Here is a 15,315-nt window from a genome sequence, read left to right on the forward strand (position 1 = left end):
TAGCTCGCACATAGCGTAAGCAAAATATTAAAAGGAAACCCTTATGGCACTTGATATCAAACCTGGACAAGAATTTATTAAATCTAAAGCCGCAGTCGCTTGGGCGGCAGGCGAACCGCTAAAAATGGAAGAGGTGGATGTGCAGTTGCCAAAAGCGGGCGAAGTGTTAGTGCGCATTGTCGCCACGGGCGTTTGCCATACCGATGCCTTTACGTTATCAGGTGAAGACCCGGAAGGTATTTTTCCATCAATTTTAGGTCACGAAGGTGGCGGTATTGTTGAAATGGTCGGTGAAGGTGTCACTAGCGTAGCCGTTGGCGATCACGTTATTCCACTGTATACCGCAGAATGTCGTGAATGTAAGTTCTGTAAATCAGGTAAAACTAACTTGTGTCAGGCGGTGCGTGAAACTCAAGGTAAAGGCTTAATGCCAGATGGCACCACACGTTTTTACATAGATGGTGAGCCAATTTATCACTACATGGGGTGCTCAACCTTTTCTGAATACACGGTATTACCTGAAATTTCATTGGCGAAAGTGAATAAAGATGCACCACTGGAAGAAGTATGTTTACTTGGCTGTGGTGTTACCACTGGCATGGGCGCTGTGCTGAATACTGCCAAAGTAGAACAAGGTGATACGGTGGCCATATTTGGTTTAGGTGGTATTGGTTTGTCAGCGATTATTGGTGCACGTATGGCGGGCGCAAGCCGCATTATTGGCGTCGATATTAACGACAGTAAATTTGAGCTGGCAAAACAATTGGGCGCTACTGATGTGATTAACCCGCAAGAGTTTGATAAGCCAATTCAAGAAGTAATTGTTGAAATGACGGATGGCGGCGTTGATTATTCATTTGAATGCATCGGTAACGTTAACGTGATGCGCCAAGCGTTAGAGTGTTGTCACAAAGGCTGGGGTGAGTCAGTGATTATTGGTGTGGTGGGTGCTGGTCAAGAAATCTCTACCCGCCCGTTCCAGTTAGTCACTGGCCGTGTATGGCGTGGTACGGCATTCGGCGGTGTGAAAGGGCGCACTGAGTTGCCAGAAATTGTTGAGCGTTACATGGCTGGCGAATTTGGTTTACAAGAGTTTATTACGCATACCATGGGCTTAGATGAAGTCAATCACGCGTTTGATTTAATGCATGAAGGGAAAAGTATTCGTTCGGTCGTTCATATGAATAAATAAGATGAATAAAGAAGGTGAATGGACAATCGAGCCATATAAATCGATGGTTAATATGATTTAGATTTATTAAAAACTCAGATGTTAGCGATTAGCCTCTGAGTTTTTTATTACAAGAATTCCATCTAAGGACATCAAAAATGATTGAAAATATCAGTCAAAACAAAGTATTTAACGGTTGGCAAAAACAATATACGCACGACTCGAACAGCCTTAATTGCGCTATGCGTTTTGCTATTTACTTGCCGCCACAGGCAAGCGCAAACAGCCCTGTTCCTGTGCTTTATTGGCTATCGGGCCTAACTTGCACTGATGAAAACTTTATGCACAAAGCCGGAGCGTTTCGCAAAGCCGCAGAGTTGGGCATTGCCATTGTTGCCCCTGATACCAGCCCGCGCGGTGAAAACGTGGCAAATGTTGACGGCTATGATTTAGGGCAGGGGGCAGGTTTTTACCTCAACGCCACACAAGCGCCTTGGTCTGCACATTACCAAATGTATGATTACGTCACTCAAGAGTTGCCAGCATTAATCGAAGCGAACTTTCCAGTTACGTCAGTGAAATCAATCTCTGGGCATAGCATGGGGGGCCATGGTGCACTTACCATAGGTTTGAAAAATCAATCGGCCTATCGCTCAATTTCGGCATTCAGCCCAATTGCTAACCCAATGCGCTGCCCTTGGGGCCAAAAAGCGTTTAGTGCTTACTTAGGCACTGATAAATCAACTTGGCAAAACTATGATGCCAGTTACTTACTCACCCAAGATAAAGCTGAACTGCCTATGCTAGTGGATCAAGGTGATGCCGATCAGTTTTTAACTGAACAGCTAATGCCTGAGGCACTAAGTGCTGCGGCTGAACAACATGGCTCCAAGTTAACCTTGCGTATGCAGCCGGGCTACGATCACAGTTATTACTTTATCGCCAGCTTTATTGATGACCATTTAATATTTCACGCCAAGCATTTGCAAGGTTAGCAGTTGGTTTAGTCGCTGAGTTAGCCTAGTGAAGGGTTGACAATCTGTGCTAAGCAGGTAGCTTATTTGCGATAATATTACTGTTTTTAAATAGAAATTTATGACAATCGAAATATGTAAGGTCGATTATCACAACGCACAGCAAATGGCAGAGCTGATAGCATTACTAGATCAATATGCTCAAGACCCCATGGGGGGGGGTGAAGCGTTATCACCGGATACTAAGCAAAATTTGGCGGCAGCATTGCAACAGCGCAACTTTATGACCAGCTTGATCGCCTATGTGGATGACCAGCCAGCGGGCTTAGCCAACTGTATTGAAAGCTTCTCTACCTTTGCTTGCAAGCCTATCCTTAATATTCACGATATGGCGGTAAATAGCGAATTTCGTGGTTTAGGCTTAAGCCAAAAATTATTGGCTGCGGTTGAAACACTTGCCAGAGAAAAAGGCTGTAGCAAAGTGACACTCGAAGTACTTTCAGGCAATAAAGTGGCGATGAATGCCTATGAAAAGTTTGGCTTTACTGGCTATGAGTTAGATCCTGCAATGGGCAAAGCCGAATTTTGGGAGAAAAAGCTTAAATAGCTTATTTTGCAATTTAAGCCTAGCCCATTGGAGCTTTAAATAGTTGGCGTGTTAAAACGAAATAGCGCGCCTTTTCCCTGAGTTTTTATCCGTTTTTTGGTCTGGCTCTTTCGCTGCTTTTTTCTTATTCCCTTTATTGTTAGCGGAACTTTTTGGTTTAGTTGCTTTTGATTTAGGTGCTTTTGATTTGTCGCCGCCTTTTTTATTGCTAGATGCTTGCTGTTTAGTTACTGCTTGGTGTGGTTTAGGCTCGTTATTTTGATAGGCAAATGGTTCATCTCCGTCGCTGGTTTTTTGCTCGCTTTCTGCTAGCTCATTTTCTTGCAAAGCAGATTCAACTAACTGTGGTTCATACTCAGGCGCAACATATTGCACTTCAATGATGTTATCGCCCAGTTGGATATAATCACCATCGTAAACTTTTTTACGCTTTTGAAATTCCACTTCATTATTTAGCAACACGTAACCTTCTGCGATCAATACTTTTGCTTCGCCACCACCAGACACTAAATCGGCAATTTTTAGGAGTTTATAGAGTTCGATAGGTTGTTGATCAATTTCAACTAAGTAGACGTTTGCCATATTTTTATCAGCGATATAAAAAATTTTTCGCATTTTATCACAGGGGTCAAAATGCTGCATTGCTAATAAACTCATGAGGTTGAGTGAAAAGTAGACAAGTTTTTTGGTAAAACATTGAGATAAAACAGTAAAAATATGTAAAAAACTGCTTGCTAAATAAACTACCTTGCGTATAATTGCGCGCCGCAAGAAACGGCAAGGTATCTGAAAGGGTGCTACGCAAAGTTATCGGTCTAAGGTTTTTATTTAAAAGGCTTTTTTGTTGAATAAACTACTACGACAGCGGTACTACCTAATGCAGCAGGGACCTTTTGTGCGTTTCAAGTACTTACTTATATTTTTGACTTGTTGTGTAAAGGTTTTTAATCCATGAAAAAATTATTGCTAGTTCCTGCAATCGCGTTAATCTCTTCTGTATCTGTTACTCCAGCGGCAAACGCTTCAGACGTTGCTCAAAGCCTATGTGAGTATGTGTCAGCAGATAACAAAAAGCGTTTACGTTCTTTCCTAAAAAGTAATAACCTTAAAATTCGTTCAGTATTTGACGGTGTTCAGTGTAACGGTCAAAACCTATTAGAATTTGCTTCATCAAAGAATGCTGTAAAAACAGGTGCTTTAATGATTAGCAAGTTACCAAAATCAAAAGTAAAAGGTACAATGGCATCAATTACTGACGCTACTTTGATTGAAGCTGCTAACAAGCGTGTAAACGGCTAATATCAAAAAAAAGATTCTAAAAAAAGCGAGCTCAATACTCGCTTTTTTTATGCCTAGAGTTCTGCCGCGTATTTGCATTTGGGAATTTAGCTATGTGACTACTGGGCTATTTTAACTTTACGCTGAGTTTCAACGCTGAGGTGATGAGCTTTAACGCCGACGAACATGGCCAGTATAAAAATGAGGCTTTCTCTTGGGTTAATTGTGATTCCTGCTATCGCTGGCCCTGGACAGTAACCACTTAACCCCCAACCCACGCCGAACATTATTGAACCTATGATAAGTTGACTGTCGATGTTACTTTTATTGGGTAAACGAAATTTAAGCGATAGCAAAGGCTTATCGAGTTTACTGAATAAAATACGATAGCCAACTAACGTAACAAGTAGTGCCGCACACATAACAAAGGCAAGTCGAATATCCCATTTTCCTGTGATATCTAAAAAGCGAATAACGGCTAGTGGGTTGGTCATTTGTGCCAGGGTTAAACCAAAGCCAAATAAGACTCCAATACTTAGTGCAATGATCGGTTTCATTCTGCTGCTTCCAAATCAAATATTTTTAGTAGTATTTTTCTAGTTAAGTGTCCATTTAGAGCTTAACTAAGTACACGGTAACTATTGAGCTTCCCATAAACAGACAAGTGGCTAGGATAGAACGTATCGATAATCGGGCGATGCCACAAACGCCGTGACCGCTGGTACAACCGTTGCCAAGTTGTGTACCAAAACCGACCAATATTCCTGAAAGAATAAGCAAGCTAGTGGAGAAATTTTCTCGCATGTCGAAGTTAATACCGAAAGCTTTACTATACAGCCAGCCACCAAGTGCCAAACCAATAAGAAAGTAGAACTGCCAGCTTGATGCGGCCGTTTTCAATGAGCCTTTGCTAATCGTTATCAGTTGACCAAATGCACCGCTAATTCCAGCTATTTTTCCAAATAGCAGCATCATTAAAACGGCGCTTAAACCAATGAGTGCACCACCAGAAAGAGCGCTGACGATTACTTGGCTGTTAATTTCAACCATTCGTTATAGCCTCCCGCAAGTGAAGTTACATTGTTAAAGCCCATATTCATAAGTGATTGAGCAGCAAGCGCTGAGCGCCCACCTGACTGGCAATAAAGTAAAATATTTGCTGCTGCTTTTTCTATATCGTTTAACTTAATAAGTTTTGGATGATTCAAGATTTGAAATTCCAATAGACCTCTAGAAATATGACTGGCGCCTGGTAATTGTCCTTTGTCTAGCTCGTTTACATCTCTAACATCGATGACTAGAAAGTCTTCTGCATTTTGTTGCCATTGCTCAATACTAATTTCATTGATTGCTTGGCGAGCTTGGTCGACAAGGCCTGCTGGTGTCATTTTCATAAAGTTACTCATTCGCTTGTAGGACAAAAAATTTCGTGGAGCACATCAATTATTTTGATGCAGTGTTTATCTGCTAGTGAATAGAAAATGGTTTGAGATTCACGTCTTGTGCTCACTAAACCATGTTCGCGTAGTACCGCGAGGTGCTGTGAAAGAGCGGATTGGCTAACATTGGTAAGTTCACTTAACTCACTGAGCTCGCTAACTGAACGTTCACCTTCTACCAGCGTACATAGCACCAGCAACCTGACGGGATGACTTAAACGTTTTAAATAGCTACTTGCAAGAGTAACTTGTTGGTGCAATTGTTCAGGGTTCATTTTCATACCAAAGTTTCATATTAGTGGTTTCTATTGTTAGAAATAACTATGTTAGGAAAATATAAATTAGAAAAGTCTAAATTAGATATTACTAATATAGTAATGTATAAAATTGGTTAGTGCCAACGTAATCTTTGATTTAAATTGGCACTATTGTGTAATTGGTCAAAAATTATTTTTTAAATATTTCAAACCTAGCTAAGTTGGCGATAGTTGGTTATACGAGATGGCCAGAACTGCGCAATTCGTCAAGTAATTGCTGGCATCGCTGGGTAATGTGGTCACGAAGTAAACGCACTGCAGGTGTAATTAATTGGCGAGAAGGGCAGATCAGCCAAAGCTCTTTAGGGCTTGGAGAATATTCAGGCATTAAATTGACTACTCGACCAGTAAGTAAATCGGTCGACATATCTAACACCGATTTCGTCGCAACGCCATAACCTGCTACACACCAGCGTCTAACTATTTCGGCGTCATTGACAACACGGTTACTAGGGACTTTAACTTTAAAGGTCTCGTCACCTTTAGAAAACTCCCATGTATTGTTAACTAAATCTCGAATTTGGTAGCACAAACCATTTAGTTTCGTTAGATCGTTAGGGTGCTTAGGTGGTGTAACTTTGTTGAGATATGACGGGGCTGCACATAATATTCGTGGCACGTCACATATTTTAAAACCAAACATGTTTGAATCTTTTGGCACGCCGTAACGTAGGGCAACGTCTACTGGATCGCGATAAAAGTCTGTGTTTCGATCCCCGATATTTAGTTTAATGCTGAGTTTTAGGTGTTCCTCAATAAACTCATCTAACCACGGCAGTAAGATATTACGACCCAAATCTGAAGGCACAGCAAGGCGTAATTCGCCATCAACGAGATTGAGTTCATCCTGAGCGCTTTGACCTATTTGATTTAGGGTTATTACCGCTTGTTCGATACGCGGAATATATTTTTCACCGGCGGAAGATAAACGCAATTGTCTTGTCGAGCGCACGAACAGTTCAATGCCGTAATGTTTTTCTACTCGTTTAACTGCTGTACTTGCAGTCGCTACGCGGATATCTAAACTGTCGGCAGCCTGTTTAATACTTTGAAATTCAGCAACTTTTAGTACAACTTGTAAATCGTCTACTAGCATATTGTTTAATACTATTTGATAATCTTTGAATAATTATCTGGCATTATAGACTTAAACTAGCCATTTACTAAGCGAGATATGGTGTTTACTCAGCATTTGGGAACAAATAAAGGAGTACTCTAAAAGTAAGGGCGAACTTTACGCTATGGAAGGCTTTTTAGTAACAAGGCTATAGTTGTTAACCTTCCATAGTATCGATAGTGATCAAGCTTGGTGAAGAATGCTGAAGTTTTTTCTCATCGCACTCACAATGAAGCCAACTAATAACTTAAAAATTTTAGCTTCTATGATTTCTGGGATGTAGGGAATATCAAACTTCTTGTTAAGTCTTTCGGTTAAGGTAGCTTCAAGCTCTTTGGCTTCGTCATCAGAGATGCCGTCTTGTGAGTCTTTAACTAAACCGTACAACTCATTTGGCAAGTTTCTATAGAGCAGGCGATCAAATTTTTTCACCGTTTTGACTAAGATCATTTGTTCCTTTTTCTCTCTAACGAAGGGAATATTGACCTTGTCATTGATCTTACTTGCGAGTACCTCAACTTCTTCGTCACTCAGCATTTCTACTTGGTTTTCAAAATCCTGCTTAATTGCTTTGCGCTGTTCTTCGGTTAATGTGATTGTAGCCATTGGATATTTCCTATACGTAAGTGTCCCTTACAACTACTAGGTAGAGATGGGAAGTCTACCTAACCACACATTTTATTTAATCAAAATAAAGTCATTAAAAAATAACGATAGCACATATTTGGGCGAGTAATTTGAAGCAAGTTTTGATGAATAGACAGAAGTAATTACGAGTCGTAATAAATGAAGTTTGGAAAACAGAATTTATTATGGAATAAGAGCGCGTGACAACTCATTTAGTTTTGACGATCGCGTACAAAATTAGAATGGTTTCTGTGCGTTTAAGTCCTTAGCTAGAGGGCTATTAGTGTTGGTAACGTAATAGCGTAGTGTGTTGGCAAACCGTACAAAGTGTTTTTAGAACAAAGTAAAGCATTAAGAAGAAAATTAAAAGCAGCTGAAAGTGCAGGGCTTGAACTAATGCATTGGTATAGGTTTTAAAGAGTAAAGAGTTCTCTTTGCTTACCAGTATTTAAAGGAATAAAACTTACAGGACTAGATTAAGGGATAAACGAATAAATGGATAAATTAAGAGGATATAACTTTAAGAAGTGGTGGACGGTACTGGGCTTGAACCAGTGACCCCCGCCTTGTAAGGGCGGTGCTCTCCCAACTGAGCTAACCGTCCGGGTCGTTGAGTTATCTTTGTTTAGCCACTCGTTTCTCAAAAGAAGTGGTGGACGATACTGGGCTTGAACCAGTGACCCCCGCCTTGTAAGGGCGGTGCTCTCCCAACTGAGCTAACCGTCCGGGTCGTTGAATTATCTTTGTTTAGCCACTCGTTTCTCAAAAGAAGTGGTGGACGGTACTGGGCTTGAACCAGTGACCCCCGCCTTGTAAGGGCGGTGCTCTCCCAACTGAGCTAACCGTCCGGGTTATTGAGTTATCTTTGTTTAGCCACTCGTTTCTCAAAAGAAGTGGTGGACGGTACTGGGCTTGAACCAGTGACCCCCGCCTTGTAAGGGCGGTGCTCTCCCAACTGAGCTAACCGTCCGGGTCATTATTTACTTATTTAGTCACTGAGTAATAAAGTGATTGAGACCTAACACTTAAAACCTGATGTGAGAAGTGGTGGACGGTACTGGGCTTGAACCAGTGACCCCCGCCTTGTAAGGGCGGTGCTCTCCCAACTGAGCTAACCGTCCGTCTCTGTGGGGGCGTATTATAGGGAGCTTTGATTTACTGTCAACACATAAAAGTCGATTTTTATGAAAATCGCCAGCATTTTAGATGGTTTGCGGGAATATTCGGCAATGTGTTGGTTTTACATACTTTTCTTAGCACTTAAACAGTATTCACCACAATAAAAGCTAGTATATAAGGCTGTTATATAAGGCATAGCGCTGATAAAATAGCGCGCAATTTTTTAAGAATAACGAATAGGCAAACCGCGCTTTGTCTGTTCGCTCAATTAGTTGGTGAATTACTTATGACTTTAACTACGCGTTTTGCGCCAAGCCCAACCGGTTACCTTCACGTTGGCGGTGCTCGTACTGCTTTATATAGCTGGTTATATGCAAAGAAAAATGGCGGCGACTTTATCCTACGTATCGAAGATACCGATTTAGAGCGTTCAACTCAGGAATCGGTTGACGCCATTATGGATGGTATGAACTGGTTAAAGTTAGATTGGACCAAAGGCCCTTACTTCCAAACTGAGCGATTTGACCGTTATAAAGAAGTGATTGCGCAGTTAATTGAATCTGGCAATGCTTACCGCTGTTACTGTACACCAGAAGAAGTTGAAACGATGCGTGAAGCAGCGCGTGAAAAAGGTGAAAAAGAAAAGTACAACGGCATGTGGCGTGAGCGCACAGATTGGCCTGAACATAAGCCTTACGTAATTCGCTTTAAAAACCCATTAGAGGGTGAAGTGGTGATCAAAGACTTGGTTAAAGGCGAGATTGTGATTGCTAACCAAGAGCTTGATGACTTAATTATCGCACGTTCAGACGGCAGCCCAACGTATAACTTAACGGTTGTTGTTGATGACTGGGATATGGGTGTAACTCACGTGGTTCGCGGTGACGATCACGTAAACAATACGCCGCGTCAAATCAACATCTTAAATGCGTTAGGCGCAACCTTGCCTGAGTATGCGCACATCCCGATGATCTTAGGTGATGACGGCAAACGTCTATCTAAGCGTCATGGCGCTGTTAGCGTAATGCAATATCGCGATGAAGGTTACCTACCAGAAGCGTTATTAAACTACTTAGTGCGTTTAGGTTGGTCACACGGCGACCAAGAAATTTTCTCAATTGATGAAATGATTGAGCTTTTCGACTTAACCGGTTGTAACCGCGCACCATCGGCGTTTAACACAGACAAGCTTATCTGGGTAAACCAGCACTACATGAAAACCATGGATCCAGAATATGTCGCTGAGCACTTAGCATGGCACATGACTGACCAAGGTATTAGTACTGACAATGGGCCAGCACTTGCTGAAATCGTTAAAGTACAAGCAGATCGCGTTAAGACCCTAAAAGAAATGGCGCAAATTTCTAGCTACTTCTACCAAGATTTCACCGAGTTTGATGCCACAGCGGCGAAAAAACACTTACGCCCAGTGGCGGCCGAGCCGTTAACTTTAGTGAAAGAAAAGCTAGCTGCGCTTGAAAACTGGGTAGCAGCAGACATTCACGCTGCGATTAACGGCACAGCAGAAGAGCTTGGTTTAGGCATGGGTAAAGTGGGTATGCCACTTCGCGTTGCGGCAACGGGCGCAGGTAACTCACCATCGCTTGATATCACACTAGAGCTTTTACCAAAAGAAAAAGTATTAGCGCGTATTGATATGGCGTTAGCGGTTATTGCTGAGCGCGTAGCAAACAGTTAATTAATTGTTTATTTGAAGGCTACGATGGCCGCAAACATGTAGTCATTATCTTTTTGAATGCTGAGCTGCTAGTTCTATAAATGTGGCAGCTCAGCATTTTTAGTTTTATTAGTTACATCGACTTTGTTAGTTAAGTTGTCGCGGTCAGAGCAACTATAATGAGGTCATTCAAGATTTTATTTTTAGGAGACAGTATTGAATTTTAGCAATTTTGGTTTAGATAAACGTTTAATGGAAAGTATTGAACATCAAGGGTTTACTGAACCTACCGAAATTCAAACTAAAGCCATTCCGGTTGCAGTGGCAGGTCACGACTTAATTGCGTCTTCTAAAACTGGCTCGGGTAAAACCTTAGCCTTTATTCTGCCAGCCATTCAACGTGTCAGCACCCAACGCGCTTTGTCAAAGAAAGATCCGCGTGTATTGATTTTGGCGCCTACGCGTGAATTAGCGAAACAAGTGTATGGACAACTGCGCTTATTTACCGCCAATACCCAATTTAAAACGGTATTAATTTTAGGTGGTGAAAACTTTAACGATCAGGTCAAAACCTTAAGTAAAGATCCTCACTTTATTGTGGCGACTCCAGGTCGATTAGCGGATCACTTAGACCAAGGGCATTTCTACCTACAAGGCTTAGAGCTTTTAGTGCTCGATGAAGCCGATCGCATGCTCGACTTAGGTTTTGCTGAGCAATTAGCGAAAATAAATAAGGCAGCCGATCACCGTAAACGCCAAACCTTGCTGTTTTCAGCTACCTTAGACCATGCGCAAGTCAATGACTTTGCTGCTGATTTGCTGAAATCACCAAAGCGCATCGCGATTGAACACGGTCACACTGAGCATCAAGGTATCAACAAACGTTTTTATCTCGTCGATAATCTAGATCACAAGCAAGCTATGCTGAGCCATGTGCTGAAAAACGAAGACATTCAGCAGCTAATTATCTTCACTGCAACTCGCAGCGATACTGAACGTTTGGCAGGTGAGCTAAGCGAGCAGGACATAGACGCCATTGCCCTAAGTGGTGATTTAAATCAAAGTAAGCGCAACCAGATTATGGAAAGCTTTGCCAAAGGTCGCCATAAAGTATTGATCACAACAGACCTTGCTTCGCGTGGCCTAGATTTAATGAATGTTTCGCATGTGATCAACTTTGATATGCCAAAGCATACCGAAGAGTTTGTCCATCGCATTGGCCGTACAGGTCGCGCGGGCAACAAAGGTGACGCTATCTCCTTTGTCGGTCCTAAAGACTGGTTAAGCTTTAAAAACGTGGAAGGCTTTTTACAGCAAACCATCAGCTTTGATGAGATTGATGGTTTAAAAGCCAAGTTTAAAGGCTTAAAACCTAAGCCGAAGAAAAAGCCAGTGAAAAAAGCGCAGCCAAAAAAAGCTGCTAATAAAGCTACAGCGCCAAAAGCCAAACGCGTGAATAAGAAAACCATGTTTACGCTGCAAGATGCGGGTGATATGCCAATTATGCGTAAAGGTCCTAAGTTAGCGCCCAACGAAATAGATCGCGAGATAGCTCAAGAAATAGACAAGCAGGACGAAGAATAAGGCTAGGTATTTTTGCGTGTTTAAGGGAATATGCAGGTGACGATAGTACTGGTAAGCGATATCTTCGGTCGCACACCTGCGTTTGAAGCGCTTGCTAATTCACTTGCCGATATAACAGGCTCACAAACAATCTTGTTTGATCCATACCAAGGTGAAAACCTTAATTTCACGGACGAGCAAGCTGCCTACCAATACTTTTCTCAGCATATTGGCGTTGAAACTTACGCTGATATGCTGGTTAAATTTCTAACCTCATTAAATCAAGATGAACAAGCAAAGCCTTTAACAGTGTTAGGTTTTAGCGTTGGTGCATCTGTCGCTTGGTTACTGGCATGCCATTCGAGTAACACGGGTTTGTTGCCTGACAAAAAGCTATCTAATAATAATCTACCGGAAATAAAGCAGGTTATCGGTATTTATGGTGGTCAAATTCGCAACTATAGCGCGCTAGAACCTGATGTAGAAACAAGGCTAATTTTTCCTCAATCTGAGTCTCATTTTGAGGTAACCGCACTTACTGAAAAGTTAGCCACGAAAGAAAATGTTAGCGCCTATCAAGTGCCGTATTTGCATGGTTATTTAAACTCACATTCAAAAAATTACAATCAGGTTGGCTATGATAGCTTTTTAGCAGACTTTAATTGTTTAATCAGTGAATAAAAAATAAAGTGTGCCTTGTGCTAGACCTATTTAAAAAAAGCGCTAAGTACATAAGCAATTTAAAAATTAATAAACTAGTTTTTGTCACTATCTGACTTAGTTGATCCTACAACGGCTTCTCTCTCTTTTTTGTATTCTTGATAAGGCTTTTCTGCTTGATGACAAGCCTGATATTCTTCACCTGACTGGGCGTTATTAACACATTCACTTTTTTGGTAGCCTTGGCCAAGCTCATAAAGCGCTTTGTTGCTGCAACCAATAGCAACTATCAGTAAAAATACGACTGTAAATAGTCTTAACATGTTCTTCCTCTTTATTTTTATTACCTTCTTTACTAATCGCCTAATCGCCTAATCGCGTTCAACAGTTAGTATGACTATCACCCTAGGTTTTAGTTCGCCATGCTCTTAAAGCATTTGTGGTGGTGCTGAAATAAAATATTCAAAAGTAAGCTGATTCAAGATTCATAGGTACCTAAAAGCTTTTAACTTGCTTATTGGTTGCATTGTAGGCAGACATTGCTAATGGATTAGATGTCTACAAGCTAATTTCCATTGGTAAATTATCATTTAACTATTATACTGTAAAAATATACAGGCAAAAGAAATGAATAATTTAATCGACTTACTCCAAAACCAAGATTTAGTATGGCAAGGCAATGCCAAAAAAGCTCATTCGCCAGTGTGTTTGCCATCTGGATTTGCCCCCCTTGATCAACAGCTAGGTGGTGGTTTCCCGCAAGGTGTTAACGAAATCCAAAGTGTTAGCGGTATTGGCGAGTTGCGTTTGTTAATTCCTGCATTAATGGCTGCGGCGGTAGAACAACGTTTAATCGTGTTTATTGCCTCCATGGGCACTATTTGCTCAGAAATGCTTACTGAGCAAGGGATTGAGCTTGAGCAGGTGCTAGTTCTCTCTTTAGATGAGCACCAACAAGCATTATGGGCTGCTGAACAATGCTTACGCAGCGGTGCTTGTCATAGTGTTGTAATGTGGACCCAAGCGTCGTTAGCGATACACCAAGTTAAACGGTTGCAAGTTGCATGTGACGTTGGCAACAGCTTTCACTTTATTTTACGTGAAAAAAAGTTAGAGGGAGTTACCTTACCTTTTGATTTAAGTTTATCCCTAGTACCTCATCAACAAGGAGTGTTAGCAAAGATAAATAAACGCAAGCGTGGTTGGCCTTCTGCACCTTTTCTCATTGATATGAGTGACTTATGGCCTGCATTAACCTTTGCTGACTCCGCTGTGGATTCATCAAATTCTGTGCCTTATTCTTCATCAAACAACGTGTTGCCATTTTCTAGTGGTGGTCATGTGCAAGTTGTCTAGCTATGTCACTTTGGCTTTATTTACACTTTCCTCAACTACAGTTAGATACTATTTATCAGGCGGCTGAGCATCAACAGACCCCATTAATTATTGTTAACGATAAAAACAATGAGGTTCTACAACTTAATCAACTTGCTAAGAATCAGGGGATAACTCTGGGCATGGGGCTTGGTACGGCAGCATCTTTGACCGACAATATACAAGTTAAAGTATATGAACCAGATATAGAAACACAGCGGCTTAAGCATATTGCTCATTGGCTTTATGCAGTAAGCGCAGATATAGCGTTATATCCGCCTAATGGCTTATTACTCCGGGTAAGTAATATGCTTAGTTTGTACCGTGATCTGGCTCATTATTGGCAGGAGCTATCAGCGCAATTAAGAGCATTAGCCGTTAATTTTCACTATGCAACGGGTTATTCTCCTAATGCAGCACGTTTATTAGCACGACAGCAATTAGATCAGCTCTCTGATAATAAACCTTGGTTGCTTGCTCAGCTAAAACAGCAAAAGCTAATTAATAGTGATTTAGATAAACAAATCATTGTGCGATTACAAAGAGTGGGCGTGCATAAGTTAGCAGATCTACTTAGCCTGTCTTTACCTGAATTGGCGAAACGCTTCACTATTGAAGTAGTTAACTACATTGGCCAGTTAACCGGAGATCTGCAACATCAGGTTGTTTTTTATATTCCGCCAGAGCAGTTTGAACAATATTTAGAGTTGTATTTCGAAGTTAGTAACCAGCAGTATTTAACGAAGCCACTAGCTAAGTTGTATGGGTTATTAGAAAACTATTTAGTACGTAGAGACAAGCTGGTAACTGAAGTTAGGTTATTACTACACCAACGTGATCATGCAGATCTCTGCATACAAATAGGTGCAGCCCAAGGTGAATATAAAACCGACAAATGGTTACAGCTTACACACCTTAAACTAACATCTATCGCTTTAGCAGCGCCTGTTATTGGCATTAGTTTAACCGCTAAGCAGATTGTTAATAAATATGGACAACATCAGGATTTATTTAAGGGGTCACAAGGAAGTACTACAGCAGCAGAGTTAGTGTCTGTTCTTAGTGCGAAATTAGGAGAAGATAAAGTAAAAGGGCTGGGTATTGAGCAAGATGCCAGACCTGAAGTTGCTAATCGGCTATGTCCACCATTCACTGCATTGAAAGAAACCACAGTAGCCTTAAAGCTGCGTCCGAGTATCCTATTACCAGTACCGTTACCGCTCCAAGAACAAGTAAAAGTCATGTCACCGCCAGAGCGTATCGTTACCGGTTGGTGGGATGATGCCCCTATAAATCGTGACTACTTTGTTGCCTGTAGTAAACAAGGTCGATGGCTATGGTTGTTTAGAGATAAACAGCAACGCTGGTTTGTGCATGGCTTATTTAGTTAG

Annotated in this window: 17 protein-coding genes, 5 tRNA genes and 1 riboswitch; of the genes, 9 read left to right on the plus strand and 13 right to left on the minus strand. The window is 41.3% G+C overall.

The window, feature by feature from the left end; genetic code table 11:
• The first annotated feature begins 43 nt into the window (after positions 1 to 43).
• From DXX94_RS00305 to DXX94_RS00315, 3 genes are all read left to right on the plus strand, one after another.
• Positions 44 to 1,192, plus strand: a complete 1,149-nt coding sequence (locus DXX94_RS00305; RefSeq protein ID WP_116013120.1) for an S-(hydroxymethyl)glutathione dehydrogenase/class III alcohol dehydrogenase — start codon at positions 44 to 46, stop codon at positions 1,190 to 1,192.
• Positions 1,193 to 1,329: 137 nt separating this feature from the next.
• Positions 1,330 to 2,166: an S-formylglutathione hydrolase gene (fghA, locus tag DXX94_RS00310; protein ID WP_116013122.1), complete on the plus strand. Its 837-nt coding sequence runs from the start codon at positions 1,330 to 1,332 to the stop codon at positions 2,164 to 2,166.
• A gap of 100 nt (positions 2,167 to 2,266) precedes the next feature.
• Positions 2,267 to 2,752, plus strand: coding sequence for a GNAT family N-acetyltransferase (locus tag DXX94_RS00315; RefSeq protein WP_116013123.1), 486 nt, complete (start codon positions 2,267 to 2,269; stop codon positions 2,750 to 2,752).
• Between the two features lie 51 nt (positions 2,753 to 2,803).
• Here the strand turns inward: DXX94_RS00315 and DXX94_RS00320 are convergent, their stop codons facing one another.
• On the minus strand, positions 2,804 to 3,409 hold the full coding sequence (locus DXX94_RS00320) for an RNA-binding S4 domain-containing protein (protein WP_258872053.1): 606 nt from the start codon (positions 3,407 to 3,409) through the stop codon (positions 2,804 to 2,806).
• 109 nt (positions 3,410 to 3,518) lie between these two features.
• Positions 3,519 to 3,630: riboswitch (cyclic di-GMP riboswitch) on the plus strand.
• Positions 3,631 to 3,703: 73 nt separating this feature from the next.
• Here DXX94_RS00320 and DXX94_RS00325 point away from each other — a divergent pair.
• Complete coding sequence (locus tag DXX94_RS00325; protein ID WP_116013125.1) at positions 3,704 to 4,051, plus strand: DUF3718 domain-containing protein; 348 nt, start codon at positions 3,704 to 3,706, stop codon at positions 4,049 to 4,051.
• Between the two features lie 98 nt (positions 4,052 to 4,149).
• On the opposite strand, the gene DXX94_RS00330 is transcribed toward DXX94_RS00325, so the two are convergent.
• From DXX94_RS00330 to DXX94_RS00380, 11 genes are all read right to left on the minus strand, one after another.
• Positions 4,150 to 4,587, minus strand: coding sequence for a YeeE/YedE family protein (locus DXX94_RS00330; RefSeq protein ID WP_116013126.1), 438 nt, complete (start codon positions 4,585 to 4,587; stop codon positions 4,150 to 4,152).
• A 55-nt stretch (positions 4,588 to 4,642) separates the two neighbouring features.
• Positions 4,643 to 5,080 carry a YeeE/YedE family protein gene (locus DXX94_RS00335; RefSeq protein ID WP_116013128.1) on the minus strand — a complete coding sequence of 146 codons (438 nt, stop codon included), beginning with the start codon at positions 5,078 to 5,080 and terminating at the stop codon, positions 4,643 to 4,645.
• Complete coding sequence (locus tag DXX94_RS00340; protein WP_220347999.1) at positions 5,056 to 5,424, minus strand: rhodanese-like domain-containing protein; 369 nt, start codon at positions 5,422 to 5,424, stop codon at positions 5,056 to 5,058. Before DXX94_RS00340 ends, DXX94_RS00335 begins: the two co-directional genes overlap by 25 nt.
• Positions 5,425 to 5,432: 8 nt before the next feature.
• A complete protein-coding gene (locus DXX94_RS00345; RefSeq protein ID WP_116013129.1) occupies positions 5,433 to 5,744 on the minus strand; it encodes an ArsR/SmtB family transcription factor in 312 nt (103 codons plus the stop codon).
• 217 nt (positions 5,745 to 5,961) lie between these two features.
• Positions 5,962 to 6,882: a LysR family transcriptional regulator gene (locus DXX94_RS00350; protein ID WP_116013131.1), complete on the minus strand. Its 921-nt coding sequence runs from the start codon at positions 6,880 to 6,882 to the stop codon at positions 5,962 to 5,964.
• A gap of 204 nt (positions 6,883 to 7,086) precedes the next feature.
• Complete coding sequence (locus DXX94_RS00355) at positions 7,087 to 7,509, minus strand: hypothetical protein (protein ID WP_116013133.1); 423 nt, start codon at positions 7,507 to 7,509, stop codon at positions 7,087 to 7,089.
• Between the two features lie 549 nt (positions 7,510 to 8,058).
• A tRNA-Val gene (locus DXX94_RS00360) sits at positions 8,059 to 8,134 on the minus strand.
• Positions 8,135 to 8,180: 46 nt separating this feature from the next.
• Positions 8,181 to 8,256, minus strand: a tRNA-Val gene (locus DXX94_RS00365).
• 46 nt (positions 8,257 to 8,302) lie between these two features.
• Positions 8,303 to 8,378 (minus strand) — tRNA-Val (locus DXX94_RS00370).
• Positions 8,379 to 8,424: 46 nt separating this feature from the next.
• Positions 8,425 to 8,500 (minus strand) — tRNA-Val (locus tag DXX94_RS00375).
• A 75-nt stretch (positions 8,501 to 8,575) separates the two neighbouring features.
• A tRNA-Val gene (locus DXX94_RS00380) sits at positions 8,576 to 8,651 on the minus strand.
• A 284-nt stretch (positions 8,652 to 8,935) separates the two neighbouring features.
• Here DXX94_RS00380 and gltX point away from each other — a divergent pair.
• The 3 genes from gltX to DXX94_RS00395 all read left to right on the plus strand — a co-directional run bounded on the left by gltX (position 8,936) and on the right by DXX94_RS00395 (position 12,571).
• Entirely contained in the window at positions 8,936 to 10,348 is a 1,413-nt protein-coding gene (gltX, locus tag DXX94_RS00385) for a glutamate--tRNA ligase (RefSeq protein ID WP_116013134.1), read from the plus strand.
• A gap of 195 nt (positions 10,349 to 10,543) precedes the next feature.
• Positions 10,544 to 11,911, plus strand: a complete 1,368-nt coding sequence (locus tag DXX94_RS00390; protein WP_116013135.1) for a DEAD/DEAH box helicase — start codon at positions 10,544 to 10,546, stop codon at positions 11,909 to 11,911.
• 36 nt (positions 11,912 to 11,947) lie between these two features.
• Positions 11,948 to 12,571, plus strand: a complete 624-nt coding sequence (locus DXX94_RS00395) for a hypothetical protein (protein ID WP_116018193.1) — start codon at positions 11,948 to 11,950, stop codon at positions 12,569 to 12,571.
• A gap of 74 nt (positions 12,572 to 12,645) precedes the next feature.
• Here the strand turns inward: DXX94_RS00395 and DXX94_RS00400 are convergent, their stop codons facing one another.
• Entirely contained in the window at positions 12,646 to 12,873 is a 228-nt protein-coding gene (locus tag DXX94_RS00400) for a hypothetical protein (RefSeq protein ID WP_116013137.1), read from the minus strand.
• A 304-nt stretch (positions 12,874 to 13,177) separates the two neighbouring features.
• On the opposite strand from DXX94_RS00400, the gene imuA reads away from it, so the two are divergent.
• Positions 13,178 to 13,906, plus strand: coding sequence for a translesion DNA synthesis-associated protein ImuA (imuA, locus tag DXX94_RS00405; RefSeq protein WP_116013139.1), 729 nt, complete (start codon positions 13,178 to 13,180; stop codon positions 13,904 to 13,906).
• 2 nt (positions 13,907 to 13,908) lie between these two features.
• Positions 13,909 to 15,315, plus strand: coding sequence for a Y-family DNA polymerase (locus tag DXX94_RS00410; RefSeq protein ID WP_116013140.1), 1,407 nt, complete (start codon positions 13,909 to 13,911; stop codon positions 15,313 to 15,315).

The sequence above is a fragment of the Thalassotalea euphylliae genome (assembly GCF_003390375.1).
Lineage (GTDB): Bacteria > Pseudomonadota > Gammaproteobacteria > Enterobacterales > Alteromonadaceae > Thalassotalea_F > Thalassotalea_F euphylliae_A.